19 protein-coding genes are annotated in these 16,502 nt (G+C 58.0%); 8 read left to right on the forward strand and 11 right to left on the reverse strand.

Annotation, left to right across the window (positions count from 1 at the left end):
* Positions 1-48 precede the first annotated feature (48 nt).
* A complete protein-coding gene (gene mutY / locus MWU51_RS14135; protein WP_247038146.1) occupies positions 49-1,089 on the forward strand; it encodes an A/G-specific adenine glycosylase in 1,041 nt (346 codons plus the stop codon).
* Positions 1,090-1,143: 54 nt separating this feature from the next.
* Complete coding sequence (locus MWU51_RS14140) at positions 1,144-2,283, forward strand: alkane 1-monooxygenase (RefSeq protein WP_247038148.1); 1,140 nt, start codon at positions 1,144-1,146, stop codon at positions 2,281-2,283.
* On the opposite strand, the gene MWU51_RS14145 is transcribed toward MWU51_RS14140, so the two are convergent.
* From MWU51_RS14145 to MWU51_RS14160, 4 genes are all read right to left on the reverse strand, one after another.
* Positions 2,280-2,903: a glutathione S-transferase gene (locus tag MWU51_RS14145; protein WP_247038150.1), complete on the reverse strand. Its 624-nt coding sequence runs from the start codon at positions 2,901-2,903 to the stop codon at positions 2,280-2,282. The genes MWU51_RS14140 and MWU51_RS14145 overlap by 4 nt on opposite strands.
* A 174-nt stretch (positions 2,904-3,077) precedes the next feature.
* Positions 3,078-4,178, reverse strand: coding sequence for a site-specific DNA-methyltransferase (locus tag MWU51_RS14150; protein WP_247038152.1), 1,101 nt, complete (start codon positions 4,176-4,178; stop codon positions 3,078-3,080).
* Positions 4,179-4,302: 124 nt separating this feature from the next.
* Complete coding sequence (locus MWU51_RS14155; protein ID WP_247038154.1) at positions 4,303-4,929, reverse strand: ribonuclease HII; 627 nt, start codon at positions 4,927-4,929, stop codon at positions 4,303-4,305.
* A 117-nt stretch (positions 4,930-5,046) separates the two neighbouring features.
* Entirely contained in the window at positions 5,047-5,526 is a 480-nt protein-coding gene (locus MWU51_RS14160) for a hypothetical protein (protein ID WP_247038156.1), read from the reverse strand.
* Between the two features lie 156 nt (positions 5,527-5,682).
* On the opposite strand from MWU51_RS14160, the gene MWU51_RS14165 reads away from it, so the two are divergent.
* Complete coding sequence (locus MWU51_RS14165; RefSeq protein ID WP_247038862.1) at positions 5,683-5,967, forward strand: hypothetical protein; 285 nt, start codon at positions 5,683-5,685, stop codon at positions 5,965-5,967.
* The gene (locus tag MWU51_RS14170; protein ID WP_247038158.1) at positions 5,939-6,643 is read left to right on the forward strand and encodes a helix-turn-helix domain-containing protein; all 705 of its coding nucleotides are present in this window, start codon (positions 5,939-5,941) and stop codon (positions 6,641-6,643) included. Before MWU51_RS14165 ends, MWU51_RS14170 begins: the two co-directional genes overlap by 29 nt.
* A gap of 360 nt (positions 6,644-7,003) precedes the next feature.
* Here MWU51_RS14170 and MWU51_RS14175 read toward each other — a convergent pair whose 3' ends face one another.
* Entirely contained in the window at positions 7,004-8,098 is a 1,095-nt protein-coding gene (locus tag MWU51_RS14175) for a tyrosine-type recombinase/integrase (protein ID WP_247038161.1), read from the reverse strand.
* 367 nt (positions 8,099-8,465) lie between these two features.
* On the opposite strand from MWU51_RS14175, the gene MWU51_RS14180 reads away from it, so the two are divergent.
* The 3 genes from MWU51_RS14180 to MWU51_RS14190 are packed head-to-tail and all read left to right on the forward strand — an operon-like array spanning position 8,466 to position 9,682.
* A complete protein-coding gene (locus MWU51_RS14180; protein ID WP_058249360.1) occupies positions 8,466-8,888 on the forward strand; it encodes a helix-turn-helix domain-containing protein in 423 nt (140 codons plus the stop codon).
* A gap of 4 nt (positions 8,889-8,892) precedes the next feature.
* Entirely contained in the window at positions 8,893-9,189 is a 297-nt protein-coding gene (locus tag MWU51_RS14185; RefSeq protein ID WP_039966215.1) for a hypothetical protein, read from the forward strand.
* A 4-nt stretch (positions 9,190-9,193) separates the two neighbouring features.
* Positions 9,194-9,682, forward strand: a complete 489-nt coding sequence (locus tag MWU51_RS14190; RefSeq protein WP_247038163.1) for a hypothetical protein — start codon at positions 9,194-9,196, stop codon at positions 9,680-9,682.
* 42 nt (positions 9,683-9,724) lie between these two features.
* On the opposite strand, the gene MWU51_RS14195 is transcribed toward MWU51_RS14190, so the two are convergent.
* From MWU51_RS14195 to MWU51_RS14205, 3 genes are read right to left on the reverse strand one after another with little or no spacing between them, the layout of a single operon-like run.
* A complete protein-coding gene (locus tag MWU51_RS14195) occupies positions 9,725-10,684 on the reverse strand; it encodes a glutathione S-transferase C-terminal domain-containing protein (RefSeq protein WP_247038165.1) in 960 nt (319 codons plus the stop codon).
* A 12-nt stretch (positions 10,685-10,696) separates the two neighbouring features.
* The gene (gene ygiD, locus MWU51_RS14200) at positions 10,697-11,518 is read right to left on the reverse strand and encodes a 4,5-DOPA dioxygenase extradiol (RefSeq protein ID WP_247038167.1); all 822 of its coding nucleotides are present in this window, start codon (positions 11,516-11,518) and stop codon (positions 10,697-10,699) included.
* Between the two features lie 56 nt (positions 11,519-11,574).
* The gene (locus tag MWU51_RS14205; RefSeq protein ID WP_247038169.1) at positions 11,575-12,009 is read right to left on the reverse strand and encodes a DoxX family protein; all 435 of its coding nucleotides are present in this window, start codon (positions 12,007-12,009) and stop codon (positions 11,575-11,577) included.
* A 136-nt stretch (positions 12,010-12,145) separates the two neighbouring features.
* On the opposite strand from MWU51_RS14205, the gene MWU51_RS14210 reads away from it, so the two are divergent.
* On the forward strand, positions 12,146-13,042 hold the full coding sequence (locus MWU51_RS14210; RefSeq protein WP_247038171.1) for a LysR family transcriptional regulator: 897 nt from the start codon (positions 12,146-12,148) through the stop codon (positions 13,040-13,042).
* Positions 13,043-13,447: 405 nt separating this feature from the next.
* Here the strand turns inward: MWU51_RS14210 and MWU51_RS14215 are convergent, their stop codons facing one another.
* From MWU51_RS14215 to MWU51_RS14225, 3 genes are read right to left on the reverse strand one after another with little or no spacing between them, the layout of a single operon-like run.
* Positions 13,448-15,016, reverse strand: a complete 1,569-nt coding sequence (locus MWU51_RS14215) for a relaxase/mobilization nuclease domain-containing protein (RefSeq protein WP_247038173.1) — start codon at positions 15,014-15,016, stop codon at positions 13,448-13,450.
* Positions 15,013-15,480, reverse strand: a complete 468-nt coding sequence (locus tag MWU51_RS14220) for a plasmid mobilization relaxosome protein MobC (protein WP_247038175.1) — start codon at positions 15,478-15,480, stop codon at positions 15,013-15,015. Before MWU51_RS14220 ends, MWU51_RS14215 begins: the two co-directional genes overlap by 4 nt.
* Positions 15,477-16,334, reverse strand: a complete 858-nt coding sequence (locus MWU51_RS14225) for a hypothetical protein (RefSeq protein ID WP_247038177.1) — start codon at positions 16,332-16,334, stop codon at positions 15,477-15,479. Before MWU51_RS14225 ends, MWU51_RS14220 begins: the two co-directional genes overlap by 4 nt.
* Positions 16,335-16,502: the final 168 nt, after the last annotated feature.

A 16,502-nucleotide genomic window follows, 5' to 3' on the forward strand; every position in this document is an offset into this window, starting at 1 on the left:
GCGGTTGAGGATGCTATGCCAGTGCAAAGCACTGATAGGGGATAACACTTGTGTGACGCGCCGAAACCCGCTGATCTTTTGACTTGGTATGATTGCCATGCCCGCGAATTGCCGTGGCGTGTCAGTCCTTCGGATCGGGCGGCAGGCGTAGTGCCCAACCCCTATGCCGTGTGGCTTTCCGAGATCATGTTGCAACAAACGACCGTTGCAGCAGTAAGAGACTATTTCACCCGATTCATGGCCCTTTGGCCCACTGTCGAAGCTTTGGCAGACGCCGATGATGACCGTGTTATGGGTGAATGGGCGGGGCTTGGGTACTATGCCCGTGCGCGCAATCTGCTGAAATGCGCGCGGACGATCACCCATCTGGGCGGGTTTCCCCGGACGCGGGCCGAGCTTGAGAAGCTGCCTGGTATCGGCCCATACACATCCGCTGCGATTTCCGCGATCGCCTTTGATCTGCCGGAAACCGTGGTGGACGGAAATGTCGAACGGGTGATGGCACGAGTGTTTCAGATCGAAACGCCGCTGACGGATGCAAAACCTCAGTTGAAGGAATGTGCTGCCAGTTTGACCCCAGACACGCGGCCAGGTGATTATGCGCAAGCGGTGATGGATTTGGGGGCCACGATTTGCACCCCCAAGTCGCCCGCCTGTGGGATTTGTCCTTGGAGCGCGAATTGTAAGGCACGACGGGCAGGGGTGCAGACCTCGCTACCCGCCCGTAAACCGAAAACTCCTAAGCCCACGCGTTATGGAATCGTCTACTTAGTTCGACGCGCGGATGGCGCTTGGCTGGTCGAGCGGCGACCGGAGCGGGGATTGCTGGGAGGGATGCTGGGTTGGCCGGGGGCTGAGTGGGGCGACACAGCCATCGAAGCCGCGCCATTGCAGGCAAATTGGAACGATCCGGGAGTCGAAGTGCGTCATACATTCACGCATTTTCACCTGAGGCTGTCGCTGCGCGTGGCTAGGGTTTCCAACACCACGCAGGTGCAAACCGGATCATTTCAGAACATCCGCCCCTCGGATCTGCCGACCGTCATGCGCAAGGCATATGACGTTGCGAAAGCCGCGTTGCCGGATTGAGCCATTCAGCCAGGCGGTTTATACCTTTGACCGGGAACAAAGAAGGACGTCACCATGGTTCCATCGTCAACGATTTCCCGGTTCCGAAACGCGGCCCCATTCGGAGTTTCACTTTTTCTGCCCGTTCTCGTCTGCATCGCGGCTGCGAAGGGCGGGTGGTATCTGCTTTTGCCCCCGCTGGGGACATGGTGGTTTTACGCGGTTTTGGATGCAGCCGTCGGCCGCTACACAGAGAATGCAGACCCTAACACGGCCGAAAGTGATCTTTTCTGGTATCGATTTATCACGCTGATCTGGTTCCCCATTCAGTTCGTCATGATATTTGGGATGATCTGGTATGTGACCGGAGCCGACCATCTGTCGCTGCTTGAAAAGTTCTTTGTTTTCTTCGGCGTGGGTGTGCTGTCGGGATCAATTGGCATTGTTTATGCGCATGAGTTGATGCATCAATCCAACCGATTGGAGCGGTGGCTGGCCGATCTGTTGTTGGCCACCGTCCTTTACAGCCATTTCCGCACCGAACACCTTTTGGTACATCACCCCTATGTTGGCACCACACGTGATGCCGTGACGGCCCGGTACAATGAAGGGTTTCACCGCTACTTCTTCCGAGTACTACGACAAACACCAGGGTCAGCATGGCGTGCGGAAAAGGCGATGCTGGCGCGGCGCGGACTGTCTGCGTTGGATGGGTCGAACCCGTTCTGGCGATACGGCGCTCTGCAACTGATCTGCTGTATTTTTTCGGTGTTGATCGGTGGCTGGCTCGGACTGGCATTGTTTGCCTATCAGGCGTTCATCGCCATCTGGCAGTTGGAGCTGACGAACTATGTTGAACATTACGGGTTAACCCGCAAGCATCTGGGTGACGGCAAATACGAACGTGTGATGCCGCATCACAGCTGGAATGCCGATCACCGGGCTTCGAATTGGTTGCTGATCAACCTGCAACGCCATTCCGATCATCACTATAAGCCCGCGCGTCGGTTTCCGCTGTTGCAAACCTATGCCGATAGCGAAGCACCGCAGTTGCCGTTTGGTTATCCGGTAATGACGGTTGCCGCATTGATCCCGCCTGTGTGGCGGCGGGTGATGAACCCGCGCGTGCGCGCATGGCGCAAGCTACATTATCCAGAGATCACGGATTGGAGCGCTTACAAGGCTGGCACCCTGCCACCGCCGGGCGTGCACTAGGGGAAGGTTGTTGGTGCGTCGCCAGTTTTCCATGGCGGATATTTCTGCATTACGTTGGCAAGTCGGTCGCTGGCTAGAAATTTCTCTAGCCAGGCCGAAACGCGCGGTGTCGCTTCGGCTTCGAAGCGCGGCTTGTCAATCATTGCGAACTGTCGAATGAAGGGCAGGGTGGCGAAATCTGCCAGTGTCGGACGGTTGCCAAACAGCCAGCCGCCGCCAAGTTGCGTCTCAAGCACGGCCAGAATTTTCATTGCTTCGGCGCGCGTGACTTCCGGGTCGCTGTCCGGGTGACGCACGGCGTATTTCGTCTGATCCAGCGCACGCTTGAACGGACCGTCAAAGATGTCGATCTGGTCAAACCCTGCGCTCGGCATATCGCAAAGCGCATCGGGGTCATTTTGCGCCAAAGCCCAACGCATGATGTCAAAGCTTTCGTCCAGCACGCTATCGGCAGTCACCAGACACGGCACAGTCGCGGTGGGCGAGGCGTCCAGAAACGCCTGTGGCTTGTCGCGCAACAAAATTTCGCGCAGCTCGACCTGCACACCGCTGCTGGCGATGGCAAGGCGTGCGCGGATGGCATAGGGGCAACGGCGGAAGGAATAAAGGATTGGCAACATAGCCTATTCCTGCCTGAAATGGGGCAGGGGGTGCAAGTGGGTGGCGATCACCAACGAAAAAAAGCCCCACCCTTCGCAGGGCGGGGTCAGTTAGAGTGCCATGGAACAGACCACAGGCACCGGCGGTACACCGAGTTGCGGGCGCATATGTCTGTGCCCGCAGAAATTCTTGGATTAGTTCATTTCCGCGCGAATTTGTTGGCGCAGTAGGTCGATGGGGACTTTCTTTCCGTCTTGCTTGAAGAACCAATAAGTCCAGCCATTGCAGCTTGGCGCGCTTTCCAGCGCTGCACCAACCTGATGGATTGAGCCGCGCGCCTCGCCGGAAATCAACGTGCCATCAGCGCGGACTTTGGCGGTTTTGCCGCGCGGGCTGGTCAGAACTTCGCCGGGGCGCAACATGCCACGTTCGACCAGCTGGCCAAAAGGCACGCGCGGCTCGGCGCGTTTGGATGGTGTGGTGGTCAGCGCCTCTTTATCAAACTTGCGGACCTTCGCGATACGTTTCTCGGCCACTTTGCGATAAGCCGCTTCCCGTTCGATCCCGATGAAATCGCGGCCCAGCATCTTGGCTACAGCCCCCGTAGTGCCAGTGCCAAAGAACGGGTCAAGGATCACATCACCGGGATTGGTGGAGCCGACCAGAACGCGGTGCAGCAGGCTTTCCGGCTTCTGAGTCGGATGCGCCTTGTCGCCATTTTCGTCTTTCAGACGCTCATGCCCGGTGCAGATCGGCAGGACCCAATCGGACCGCATCTGTATGCCTTCGTTCAGCGCCTTCAGGGCTTCGTAGTTGAACGTGTATTTCGCGCCCTCGGATTTCGAGGCCCAAATCATGGTTTCATGCGCGTTCGTAAAGCGCTTACCGCGGAAGTTCGGCATCGGGTTCGATTTGCGCCAGACCACGTCGTTCAGGATCCAGTAACCCTGGTTCTGAAGCTCCGCCCCCATGCGAAACACATTGTGATACGAACCGATCACCCAGATCGCGCCATCGGGTTTCAGGATACGGCGCGCGGCTTTCAGCCAGGCGCGGGTGAACTGATCATAGGCTTTGAAGCTGTCAAATTGATCCCAATCGTCATCAACGGCATCTACCTTGGAGTTGTCGGGGCGGTGCAGCTCGCCTTTTAGCTGCAAATTGTAGGGCGGGTCGGCAAAAATAAGATCGACCGAGTTTTCTGGCAGACTGTTCATCACCTTGATGCAGTCACCGTCAATAATCTGGTTCAGCGGCAGGTCTACAGCCGCTTTTGTTGTGGTTTTCGTTTTCATTTCTGCCTCATGTACCCGGCGCATTTTGCGCTTATCGGTGGCGCATTGTTGCGCTCGTTTTGATGAGGTCAGCATGAGTCAAAGGCGATTCGCCGTCAAATTCTTTTTTGAATCAGTCACTTACTTATTTATCTTGATACAAGATGTTGTGCACCGGCTTGAACGAACGTCTATGGTGTGGGGTCACACCAAGATTTTGAAGCGCCAACCTGTGGCTTTTTGATGGGTATCCCGCGTTCGTCTCCCAGCCATAGCCGGGAAACTGTTGCGCCAAATCCACCATGATCCGGTCGCGAGTGATTTTGGCGACGATAGAGGCGGCGGAAATCGACACAGACCGCGCGTCCCCTTTCACGATTGTTTCTGATGACAGGGTCAGCCCGCGCGGCGTCATATTGCCGTCAATCAGCACGTGGTCGGGCGAGGCGGTCAGCCCGGCAACTGCGCGTTCCATCGCCAGATGACTGGCGCGCAGAATGTTCAGTTCATCAATCTCCTCGACCGTTGCATGGGCGATCGACACGTCGGCGCAGTTCAGAATGATGTCATACAGAGCTTCCCGTTTCTTGGCGGTCAAAGCCTTGGAATCATTCAACCCACCGGGAATGATGGCTGGGTCCAACACTACAGCCGCTGCCGTGACAGGTCCGGCCAGCGGACCGCGCCCGACTTCGTCCACACCGGCGATACGGGCAAGTCCGCGTTTCATCGCGGCAGTTTCGAAGCTGAAGTCAGGCACGGGTTTGATCATGCCCCTGCGTCGCCGATCACACGCCTGCCCGCAAGCAAAAAAGGCGAGAGCCGAAGCTCTCGCAAGTTTGGCGGTGCGATGGGTTAGGGGACGCCGCACCGCTGCTCGATGTTCTGATCAATATGTCGTCTTGGTGCGGTAGCCGTGATTGTTCAGACAGCCCTGGCGATAAATCTTGCGGGCAACATAGGTGCCGTTCTTGTTGCGCGCGACGATGGTGTCCTTGCAAGCGCGCGGAAGGTCAGATGCATGCGAGAAATTCCGTTTCAGACATTTCGGCGCAAAGAACCTTTGCTTACCTTGTTGCGTTTTGTACTTTTTCAGGCAATGCGCGGGCAGTTGCAGATGTTTCGGCACCTTATGCACACGCTTGTGCGGCCGACGCGGTTTATAGTTGTCATCCTTCCTGTCTTCCTGACCGGACAGGAGCACTCCAAGTGTCGCGATTCCCAGCAACAGGCCCAGCACTGCCGCCGTGTCATCGTGGTCGTTTCGATTTCCCCAGTCGTTGGCGGAAACCGGCGTGACTGACAGCGCCATCGCCAGCGTGGCACTGAGCGCGAATTTCAAAGTTGAAGCGATTGAGAGGGATTTCATCTGATGTCCTTTCGGCAGTGCATCCGTGGGGACGCGTGGAAGATGCACCAATCTTGGGATGTCTCTCGAAAGTCAGGCAATAACGCCCCATTGTTATGACCTATCACTGGCTTTGATATTGAATATCCTGCCGGCGACCCGCATGGTTTGAGCATGATGAAACATATCCTTCTTACCCTTGCGCTTTCTGCCTATGCTCTGCCGTCACAGGCTGGGTGCTATGCTGATTACAAAGCGAAACAGGACGACCCGCTCAGGCTGCACTACGGCGTGATCGAGCTACCGGACGATGCCTGCAACAACCGACAGGCTGCCACGCGTCAAGTGCAGCATCGCCTTGAAAACGAGGGGTGGCAGCTTTTGAAGATTCAATCCATCTTCAACGAGACTGGACTTACCGAAAGGAAAGAAAGTGCCGGAGAGTTCTTCCTTCGCTTCTGATGCTCGGCGGGTCTCGAACCGGGTGGTTGTGGCTGGCATTGCTGTGATCGTCGGGATTCTTCTGATCGCTGCCATCGTGCTGTTCATGACGCTGCCGGACGCCAATGCATTCAATGCAAGAGTCGAGCAGATATTCGTCGAAAACGACGGTCTGACGTCGGGGGCGGAAATCAAGCTTCTAGAGATCTTGGCTCAATCGGGCACCGCCTTCGCCGATACGCTAACCAGCTATCGCATGGTAATTTTCGTGCTGCTGGTCTTTGCCACCGCGCTGCTGGTCGCCGCGCTGGTCTTTTTACTGACCATCATTGGCCTAAACCGCCGCATGGGCGAGATTGAACGCGCGGGCATTCAGGTCAACTCGCTGTTGATCAGCCGCGAGGAACGCACCGTTTATCTGAACAACATGGAATTTTCGCTAACTGAAGCCGCGATTGAAACCCTCTCGGCCCTTGCCGAAGCAAGGATGGACGAAGAGGTTTTGTCGGGGTCCGAACTTGAGGGGCTGATTTCCGGTCGCGATCCTGCCGATTGCGACGAAGCCGCCGGTGCCACCCGCATCAAACGCCTGCGCGACGCGTTGGGCAATCAGCTGATGAGCGAACTGCTGGTTAAAACCATCGCCCGCCGAGGCTACATGCTGTCCATCGACAAAGATGTAATCCGGATGATCTGAAGGGGTGGCGACCCCGGCAGGATTCGAACCTGCAACCTGCCCCTTAGGAGGGATGCGTTCATAGCGCTATTCCTTTTGTGATTTCTTACTGTTGGGTGTTTGTACAGCGTCATCCGGTACGTGGTTTGTACGAAAACGGGCCCTGATGTCNCCCCGAAATACGCACAAACGTGCGAATTTTGTACAGGTTTTGTACGAGAAATCGGCCGTTTCAGCCGATTTCGCCGCGAAAGCGCATGGGACTTTTTGCACGCTTCCGCACAACGTCCTGTAAATAAGCCATATTTTTCAGGCAGTTTTGGCGACCCCGGCAGGATTCGAACCTGCAACCTGCCCCTTAGGAGGGATGCGTTCATAGCGCTATTCCTTTTGTGATTTCTTACTGTTGGGTGTTTGTACAGCGTCATCCGGTACGTGGTTTGTACGAAAACGGGCCCTGATGTCGGCCTCGTCGGTCTCCGCGTGAGCATAGATTCGCATGGGCAAATTGGGGTCTGACCAGCGGCCAGCTTTGGCTGCAGTAACCGGATCGACGCCCTGACGGACGACCAATTCGGTGAAGAACCCGTGCCGCCCTGCTGGGTGGGCTGAAAGATACGGGATGCCCGCGCGCTTGCAGATCGTCTTCCAGCGCGTGTTGTAACCGGTGGAACTGCCATAGCCAAAAACGCGCGCCTTCATGAGCTTGCCGGTCTTGCGATTTTTGGGGCGTTTAGGCGGCAGTGCAAGCAGCTCGTCCATCATCTGAGGTGAGACGGTGATCCAACTTTCCGGATGGCCCTTCTGCGCTTTCACTCGGACTTTGTTCTCGTGCGGCCTTAGGTCATCAGGCTCCAACGAAACGGCCTGATCAATTCGCGCAGCCGTCTCAAACATAAAACGGACCAGCGCGGCGTTATACGGATCTGCGGCACGGCAAAACGCCTCGATCCATACCTTGTCAGCCGGTGTGCGCTCGACGCGGCTGAGTTTCCCGCGCCGCTTGTCCTGCGCGATCCGCTCGAACTTGTCGTAGGGCTTAACGCGGATCAGCGGCGTGCCTTCCAGCTCGTGCGCGTTGTTGATCACCGCACTCGCGGGCGTCACGATTTCGCGCCACCAAGTATCGGTCGATGCTTTAGGTTTCAGCTTTGGTCCAAGGCTCTTCAATAGCGCACCAGAAATCGCGCCTAGCGACAGATCGCCGATTGCTTCGACAATCGGGATCAACTGCTTCGCCGCTTTGGGGGACGCGTTGTAGAGCATGATTGCATCAGAGAACGTCTTGCTCGGTTCGTCGCCCACGACATAGCGACGGATCTGCCGTTCAGTCTCATGGTTTATCCAGTCCCGTGCGCCCTCTTCTGTAGATGCCTTAGTGCTTCGCCGGTATGGGCCGGCGATTGGCCTGCCGTTGTATTCAATCCACCCCTTGGCCCAGTAGACACGGCCCCTCTTGTAAATTTGGAGCGGCATGACTGGCCTCCTTCAAAAATCGTATCAATTTGCGCGGGCGTGATGAGCATAGTCCGCCCAAGGCGATAAAAGGCGCCGGTCTCATTGGCGCGTTCACGCAAAGTGCGTTCTGAAATATCGATCCCCATCCCGGCCATAACTTCGACCCACTGCGCGGGTGTTTTTCCAAGCCCCAGGATCTGAGAGCTTTCTGAATAGTTGGTCTCTGCCATTTCAGTTGTCCTTGTCCGCGTAAGTTGAATCGGCGACACGCATGGAATCGCTTGTTCTGCACCTTCTGACGTGGTCAGATGGATCAAACCGTAAATATGCGTCATTTTGTGCTATGTTTATACAAAATTGCGCACTCGTCAATTGGGAAACTTGCATGGTGCGAGATGATGCTGAATTGTTTGCAGAGATTGGCGCTCGCCTCGCGATCTGTCGCAATGAGATAGGCGTCTCGCAGGCCGCTATGGCTGAAGCTATTGGCGTGTCACATCGTGCCTATCACAGCTACGAAAAGGGCAAACGCGGCGTCCCGGTCGAGGCCCTCGTCAAGATGCAAAGCCGCTACGATGTTGACGTCGCTTGGCTACTGCTCGGCACCAAATCCATTCGGGCTGGGCATGATTTCGAGGCCCTCAAACACATCGAAAGCTCGCTGGATAAGCACCTCACCGACGAGGGCATAAAAGTCAAAAGCGAGAAGCGCGGGGCCATCGTCGCGCGCTGGTATCAATCGCAAGTCGAAGGCCGTGAAGTGACGGATGATGACGTGCACACATGGATCGAGCTGGTAAGGGAGTAATCTGGTGAACAAGGCAAGCAAACGCTGGAACATGTTGCGACATTCAGTCTTGGAGCGCACCCGCCGTGAGGTGATCGAACCCTTTGGGCCGCTTTACCTGATCTTCCTGGGAACCAGCGTGTTCTACCTGATTGGCTTGGGTCGACTATCACTGGCACAACAGACCGCCGAATACTCGGTTTTGGCCACCATCATGATTTTCGCAATCGCTGCAGCGGGCTTGGCACTTCCATTTTTGACAGGTGCGGTGCTGACCCTACGCGCGGCCGATCGAAAATTGGAACGCCTACAACGCAGGTGATCCGATGGCTTTCGGCATCTTCATCCACCGCAGCGACTCGATCTACGACGATATTCCCTCGGAGCGGTATCAGTTTCCCAAGCAATACCTCTCGCGTGCCCATCAGTGCGAAGGGGATTGGATCGTCTACCTGGAGCCAAGCAAGGTCAAAGAGACCAAAGGGTATTTTGCTGTCGCCAAAGTGCAGGAAATCATTCCGGATCCTAGGAAGCCCGACATGTTCTTGGCGGTCATCGAGCCAGGAACGTATCTTGATTTCGGCGACCCTGTTTCATTCCGAGACGAGAACTCAGTCATCGAAAGAGGATTGCTGAACGATCAAGGCAAGATATCCGGACGCGCGCAAGCCGCGGTCAGAACCCTTTCAGCTGAAGACTTTGCCCGAATAGTCGAACGTGGCCTTGGACGAGATGAGGACATCCTGCCTCGCGTGGGCGACACGATGCAGATGCCAGGATTTCAAGATGCTCAAACCGATAGACCGCGACAATAGAGGGCTTTTTTGTCAGCGATTACGGCGCCAAATGCCCCTGGGCTACGCGGCCAGCAACCGGTCGATATGCTCTGGTCCAGTTGGCCTTATGCCGTTCGGGTTCAGCGCCTTGATCGAGTAGTAGCCGCGGGTGATGTGGTCCATGTTCACGGTCCCGGCGACGCCCGGGATTGCGAGGATCCGCTCCATGTAGGCGGACAGGCGTGGGTAGTCCTTGATCTGTTTCCGGTTGGTCTTGAACAGCCCGTGATAGGCTGCGTCGAAGCGGATCAGAGTGACGAAGGTGCGGATGTCGGTCTCGGTCAGGCGGTCGCCGAACAGGAAATCGCCCGTCAGTCGCTCTTCGAGTTCGTCAAGCATCGCGAACACGTCGGTCACCGCTTCGTCATGGGCCTCTTGCGAAGTGGCAAAGCCGGCCTTGTACACGCCGTTGTTGAGCATGTTGTAAATGCGCGGGATTAGCGCGTCGATATCCGCGGCCAGATCGTCCGGATAAAGGCGCAGGTTGGATGGCACGATCTGCTCGAACGCGGTGTCGAACATGCGCAGGATATCGGCGCTCTCGTTGTTCACCATCACGTCCCGCTTCATGTCCCACAGCACCGGCACGGTGGCGCGGCCGGTATAGTTGGCATCGGCGCGGGTGTAGAGTTCGTGCATATATCGGGCCCCGAACAGCGGGTCCTCATAGGCGCCGGGATAGCCTCCGAACTGCCAGCCCTGAGCGGTCAGAGTCGGGTTTACCACGGTCACCGGGATCACCTTGTCCAGTCCCTTGAGCGTCCGGGCGATCAGCGTGCGCGACGCCCAGGGGCAGATCAGCGCGACGTAGAGCCGGTAGCGACCGGGTTCGGCCGCAAAGCCGCCCTCGCCGGTCGGGCCGGGGCGGCCGTCCGGCGTGATCCAGTTGCGAAAGCCCGAGACCTGGCGGACGAACCGTCCCTTATCGTCGGCCTTTTGCACCGGTTGCCAGTCTTCAATCCATTTTCCATCTTTAAGCATTTCGGGAGCTCCTCAAGCAGTGTGGAACACGAAGGACCGCATCGAGACCGAGCCGAGGTCGATGCTGTCGGTCATGAAAGTCAGCGCGTCGCGCATGTCTGCGGCGCCGGCGATAGTCAAGGCGGGCAGATAATGATCGACCGTCGGATGCGCTTTCCGCAGCAGCGCGCCGAGCGCTTCCCGGTCCGCCAGCGCGGCGAAATCGCGGTCGGCGAGGCGGTCGGCGAAGAGCCCGTCGAACTCCAGCGCAAAGTCCATCGGCCTTCCGCCGGGGCGCATGGCGCGCAAGTTGTGCACCACGTTGCCGGAGCCAAGGATCAGCACGCCGCGGTCCCGCAGTTCCGAGAGTGTCCGGCCGACTTCCAGCTGGTGTTCCAACCCGCGTTCCATGTCGATGGAGACCTGGAAGACCGGTACATCCGCCTCGGGATAAAGGAACTTCAGCACCGCCCAGGCGCCGTGATCCAGCCCCCAGGTGTCGTCCTCCTGCGCCCGGTGCGAGGCCAGCAGCGTCACCACCTCGCGGGCAAGATCAGGCTGGCCCCTGGCGGGATATTGCTCGGCATAGAGCGCCTCGGGGAAGCCGTAGAAATCATGGATCGTACGCGGCATGGCGGAGACATCGACCAAGGTGGTGTCCTTGGTCATCCAGTGCGCCGAGACCACGAGGATTGCCTTGGGGCGCGGCAAGCTCTGACCAAGGTCGATCCAGGCGCGGGCATAGGCGGTGTCTTCGATGGCGTTCATCGGGCTGCCGTGACCGAGAAAGACCAGCGGCATGCGGTCCGACGGCGCAAAGCTGTCGCGAAGGGTTTGAAGGCTGTGGGTCTGCATGACACGTCTCCTGATATGAGACCGGGCCGCGGTAGTGCGGCCCGGCCCTGCGGCGATCAGGCGAAGCGGCCGAGCTGTTTTTCAAGCACCGGCAGGCGCAGCGCGTAGGCTCCGGCGCCAAGTATCAGGATGGCACCCTGCACCACCGCCCAGAACAGCGGGTATTCCCAGCCGCCGCCCTCTCTCGAGAAGGCCCAACCATTCCCGCCATGGACCCAGACCGCGCCGAGCAGAACAGCGATCAGCGGGACCGAGACGGCGCGCACGCCAACGCCAAGGATCAGGGCGAGACCGCCGCCGAGTTCGGCGAGAATGGTCAGGTAGGCAAAGAAACCAGGCAGGCCCAGGCTTTCAAAGTAGCCGACGGTGCCGGGGATGGTGAAGACGCTGACCTTCATCCAGCCATGGGCGAGAAAGGCCACGCCGCTGGTCAGGCGCAGGGCGAGGGCTGCGTAATCGGCGTTGGTTTTGGGGGTCGCATCAATGGTCATGATCGTCATTCCTTTGAGTTGGCAAGGCCCGCTTGAAGCGCGGCTCTGATGTCATGCGGCATAGTTAAGGCTTGCCGGCCATCAACAAAATGGCGATGTTGTGGAATGACTATCCTCAAAACGTTCGCAATTATCCATGGACCTCGTCGATGAACTCAAGGCCTTTGTGGCCACGGCCCAGACCGGATCCTTCACCGCTGCGGCGGATCAGCTTGGCGTGTCGAACCGGCTGACCTCGAAATACGTGGCTGCGCTGGAGGATCGGCTGGGCGTTCGCCTGCTGCAACGCACCACGCGCCGAGTGGGGCTGACACCGGCGGGCCAGGATTTGCTGGCGCGCGCCCCGGCGATGCTGGACGATCTGGATGACCTGCTGGCCGAGGTGTCGGAAGGATCCCGGGGCTTGTCCGGCGTGATCCGTATTTCCGCGCCGGCGACCTTTGGCGAGGTATACGTTGTCGACATGCTTGCCCGTTTTGGCGCCGCGCACCCCGGGCTGACCCTCGATCTGAGGCTGAGCGACCGCTACGTGGACCTCGCCAGCGAGGGAATCGATGTGGCCTTTCGCATTGGCAAGACCGACATGCTGTCGCTCAAGGTCCGCAAGCTGGGATCTTTCAGAAGCATGGTGGTCGCCAGTCCCGAATATATCGACTCACAAGGGATGCCGGAAACACCCGCAGAGCTGGCAGACCATGCCTGCATCGTGGACACCAACCGCCGCGCCGCGCATCGCTGGGTCTTCAGGAACGGTACAGAGGAGGCCATTGCCCATGTGCAGGGTCGGTTCCACGTCAACTCGGCCCGGGCCGCCGCTGAACTGGCCGTGCGCGGCATGGGCATCGCCTATGCGCCGCGTTTCGCTCTCGCAGCGGCGCTGGACTCCGGTGCATTGGTCCCAGTGTTGACAGCCCATGACGGCGAAACCGGACCAGTTGCCGCTGTCTATCTAGAAGGCCGCGCACTGCCCCGCAAAGTGCGCGCACTGATCGAGTTCGCAGCGGAGGACATCCGAACGGCGGATATCCTTTGACGACATCCAGCAGCCGAACACTCCAGACGCCGATTCATAGTTTGTCGGGCAAACTGTGGCAGCGAGTTCCGAGCAGTGCCGGATCTCTTGGGGCAGGAAAACCAACGTTCGATCCCGGTCCCATCATCCAGTTTGGCCTCTCGTTAGTTTCTCGAAGGAGTTGCGGCGCAGCAACGTCACGTCAGAAACGGCGGGTGCAGTGATCCACAGATACCGGCCGTTGGTGCGCAACGCAGAAAAAGCCAAAATGGGCTCTTTCAAGCTCTTCGCTGCATTCTACATGAACTTCCGGTTTATCCGCATGCCCACCCAGCAAAGAAATCGCAGACGTGTGGTGAATTGCTGCAGAACGAATCTAAGATTCCCGCTGCAGACCCTCGAACCACGCCAACATTTGCAGTTAGATCAAAGCGAGTGGCCCGCGCTGCGGTGGCTATCTCTCGCGTCTAACTCTCGTTCAGCCGCTTCTCGGCGTCTTTCGCTAGTTTCCAGCTGGTCTCTAATCCCGCTTGAAGCGTCTCGTAAGTCTGCTCCTCGCGCAGCAAGTCGGCCAATGTGTTTACGGACGTGAGATGTGATTTCATCAATAGCGCCACGCAGTGCGCCAAGCCATTCACCTTGCTTTCGATCCTGCTGGTCGAGCGTTTCTCCAAGGCGTGCAATTCCTTGGCTGAGCTCTCGCAGGCCGTCACCAACCGTTCGACGGATGCGAGCAATTCGCGCTCCAAAGCTGTCAGGGGTGTTATCGGTGGAATGGTCATCTAAGGCTCCTTGATCTCGATACAGATGATGGGCCGTTGCGCCATCGTGCAGGTCTTCAACTCCGTCCGGTCGGGGTCCAGCGTCACCCATGTCTGCCCCGCCTGTTCGATCCGCGTCATACCCATCTGCGTTAGCTCCGAGCGCGTGATCAAACCCGTCCAAAACCAACTCGCCATCAGCACTGTCGCGATCCAGGTTGAGACCATCCCCACGATCACCCAAGGTGAGATCGTCAACCAGCGCCTGATCGTCTCGCTCCGCCTCTCCAACTCGCTCTTGCTGTCGCTCAGAAAGAACCTGATATCGGTCTCGATTGTATGCAGCGCGCTGGTCGCAATGCTGCTGAAATCGCTCCTGAAGCTCTCCAGTTGAGATGCCATCAAGGCGGCGTGGTCGCTCCGGATCGTCTCCAGGTCCGCGTTCAATTTCTCGGCGAGGCGGTTCGGCTTGCCAGTCGTCATGGAAAATCTCTCCTTTCAAGCGCCAGCGCTCACCGGTGTCGGGGTCTTTGGCAGTGATGTAATTTTTGGTGGCACGGGGGATCTCGAATCCCGCGTCAGTGAGTGCGTCGATCATGCTGGCTCGGTCAGTAATGGTGCCGACGCTGATCTGATCGAGGATCCAATCGTGCAGCGCCTCGCGCCCCTGTGCGCGGGTTGGGGCCTCAATCGTCGCCCTTACCTCCCGTGCGCGTTCTGGCTCCAAAGGGTCTGCCCAACCGTGGGTCTTGTTCATCAAATCGCGGAGGCTGGAAAAGGCGTTCTCATGGCCTGGCGGAGCGATGTTCAACGCCTTGCCCATGCTCAGCTCAAGGCGTGGCGTGCAGAAGTGCAGCTCGACATTGCCTTCATGCGAGTGGCGCACCCAAAGGCAATCGTATTGATCCCTGTCCAGCCCAGCAAAGGCCAGAGCCTCAAATAGCTCAATGGCCTCTTGCTGTGCGTCGGGACTGGGATCATCGCTATCGGCAAAGCTGATCACGCCTGCGGTGTAGCTCCACTTGTTGGGGCTCGCATCGATCAGGTCACGGGTCTGGTCTGGATTACCGTGCAGTACCTCGGGCAGCGGGTCGCGGATCTTGGTTTGCGGCTGGCCGGTGTCGTCGCGGATGAGGTTGCGGTTCTCGTCATAGGCAAGAACTTCACGCGCTGTCAGGTAGTCGACGGGGGCCGCACCGCCACCAGTGCCCGTGGCGAAGAACGAGATGATCATTCGCCGCCTGTGTGTGCCGCCACGATCTGCGCCATCTGCCGCTCGATGACCACCAGCTGCGCCGCGACCTTGAGCGCATCGATCTGGCTCGCACTGCCGGATTTGACCGCGCCGTTGATCCAGCGGGAGAGCTGGTTGAGGTTGCCGCCGACACGGGCAATTGCAAAGGTCAGCTTAGGATCAACACGGGGGGCGGGCTTGCGCCGACGTGCCTCGACCAGCCCCAAGGCCTCTCGCATCAGCGTGGCATTGGGCAGGCCAGCGGCGCACGCTTTGGCCACAAGCGCTGCCTTTTCGGACGGTGTGCATCGAAAGATCACGCTCTCGGAAAGGCCCTCTTTGACGCCGCTTGCGCGCGTCTGGTTGGGGTTTGAAGGGGAGGCTTGCCGCCCCTCACAAGTCCCGCCGATGTAATCGGTGGGTAACCTTGCTCTCTGCTCTTTGTGGGGATCAGTTGCGTTCATGATCTCAGCCCTGCGGCCTCGATTTCGGCGGGGCTGACCAGGTTTGCAGCTAGCAAGGCGGTCACTTGGCCGGGCGTGATGTGACGGCACAGTGGATGGCGATCTGTGACCCATTCGGCCAAGCCTTTCAGCAACTCGGCCTCTTTGGCCTTGCCCGCTTCTCGTGCCTCCTCAACGTCGTGAAGATATTTCAACCAACGGCCAGAGGTGAACCAGTTGTCGGAGAAGCACACCTTGGATCGGGTGAAACCTTCGCTCTCACTCGCATAGGCCCGCACGGCGCCCTCAAGGTCTTTGGCGTCCACACCATCGGCCAGCGCCTGGCGGATTTGTGAAACGCAGACCGCTTTGCCGCGAACGCGATCCTCGGGATAGGCGGACAAAATCTTTTCAGAGACTTCGTCCTCCGCCGCCGCCTTCGCGTGCGAAGGATTTGGTTTTTGATATGGTTTATATCTGTTCTTATAGGATTTGCCCTCAGGGGCAGATGGCTTGCCCTCAGGGGCAAATGCATCATTTTCCCTTTCGGTCGGATCGATTTGCCCATTTGGGCAAATGGAGTTGCCCAGGGCATACCAACAGGTCCGATCATAACGATCATCGCTGAAATTGCCCTTGATGATCAGCTCTGCACTGACCAGCTTTTCGAGCGCTGATCGGATCTGCTTCTCGCTCAGATAGGGGAACAACTCTCCGAAGGCAGAGATCGAATTGTAGGTCCAATACCGCCCGTCGCGAAGGTTGCGACGATTGGCTTGGTTCTTCTCGATCCAGAAGGTGATGTTCTGGAAAATCACCGCTGCATTGAGACCCACACGTCCGGCGATTTTGGGATCAAAGCTATGGCGGCTCATGATTGGCCCCCGAAATACGCACAAACGTGCGAATTTTGTACAGGTTTTGTACGAGAAATCGGCCGTTTCAGCCGATTTCGCCGCGAAAGCGCATGGGACTTTTTGCACGCTTCCGCACAACGTCCTGTAAATAAGCCATATTTTTCAGGCAGTTTTGGCGACCCCGGC

The sequence above is a fragment of the Aliiroseovarius sp. F47248L genome, assembly GCF_023016085.1.
In the GTDB taxonomy this organism is placed as follows: Bacteria; Pseudomonadota; Alphaproteobacteria; order Rhodobacterales; family Rhodobacteraceae; genus Aliiroseovarius.

What these genes read in the sequence shown, in the direction of transcription:
- MWU51_RS14205 (WP_247038169.1), bottom strand. Translation starts at nt 12,009, where the DNA reads ATGACCATTGATGCGACCCCCAAAACCAACGCCGATTACGCAGCCCTC.
- MWU51_RS14180 (WP_058249360.1), top strand. Translation starts at nt 8,466, where the DNA reads ATGGTGCGAGATGATGCTGAATTGTTTGCAGAGATTGGCGCTCGCCTC.
- MWU51_RS14165 (WP_247038862.1), top strand. Translation starts at nt 5,683, where the DNA reads ATGAAACATATCCTTCTTACCCTTGCGCTTTCTGCCTATGCTCTGCCG.
- MWU51_RS14140 (WP_247038148.1), top strand. Translation starts at nt 1,144, where the DNA reads ATGGTTCCATCGTCAACGATTTCCCGGTTCCGAAACGCGGCCCCATTC.
- MWU51_RS14195 (WP_247038165.1), bottom strand. Translation starts at nt 10,684, where the DNA reads ATGCTTAAAGATGGAAAATGGATTGAAGACTGGCAACCGGTGCAAAAG.
- MWU51_RS14160 (WP_247038156.1), bottom strand. Translation starts at nt 5,526, where the DNA reads ATGAAATCCCTCTCAATCGCTTCAACTTTGAAATTCGCGCTCAGTGCC.
- MWU51_RS14145 (WP_247038150.1), bottom strand. Translation starts at nt 2,903, where the DNA reads ATGTTGCCAATCCTTTATTCCTTCCGCCGTTGCCCCTATGCCATCCGC.
- MWU51_RS14175 (WP_247038161.1), bottom strand. Translation starts at nt 8,098, where the DNA reads ATGCCGCTCCAAATTTACAAGAGGGGCCGTGTCTACTGGGCCAAGGGG.
- MWU51_RS14225 (WP_247038177.1), bottom strand. Translation starts at nt 16,334, where the DNA reads ATGAGCCGCCATAGCTTTGATCCCAAAATCGCCGGACGTGTGGGTCTC.
- ygiD (WP_247038167.1), bottom strand. Translation starts at nt 11,518, where the DNA reads ATGCAGACCCACAGCCTTCAAACCCTTCGCGACAGCTTTGCGCCGTCG.
- MWU51_RS14220 (WP_247038175.1), bottom strand. Translation starts at nt 15,480, where the DNA reads ATGAACGCAACTGATCCCCACAAAGAGCAGAGAGCAAGGTTACCCACC.
- MWU51_RS14190 (WP_247038163.1), top strand. Translation starts at nt 9,194, where the DNA reads ATGGCTTTCGGCATCTTCATCCACCGCAGCGACTCGATCTACGACGAT.
- MWU51_RS14150 (WP_247038152.1), bottom strand. Translation starts at nt 4,178, where the DNA reads ATGAAAACGAAAACCACAACAAAAGCGGCTGTAGACCTGCCGCTGAAC.
- MWU51_RS14155 (WP_247038154.1), bottom strand. Translation starts at nt 4,929, where the DNA reads ATGATCAAACCCGTGCCTGACTTCAGCTTCGAAACTGCCGCGATGAAA.
- MWU51_RS14210 (WP_247038171.1), top strand. Translation starts at nt 12,146, where the DNA reads ATGGACCTCGTCGATGAACTCAAGGCCTTTGTGGCCACGGCCCAGACC.
- MWU51_RS14215 (WP_247038173.1), bottom strand. Translation starts at nt 15,016, where the DNA reads ATGATCATCTCGTTCTTCGCCACGGGCACTGGTGGCGGTGCGGCCCCC.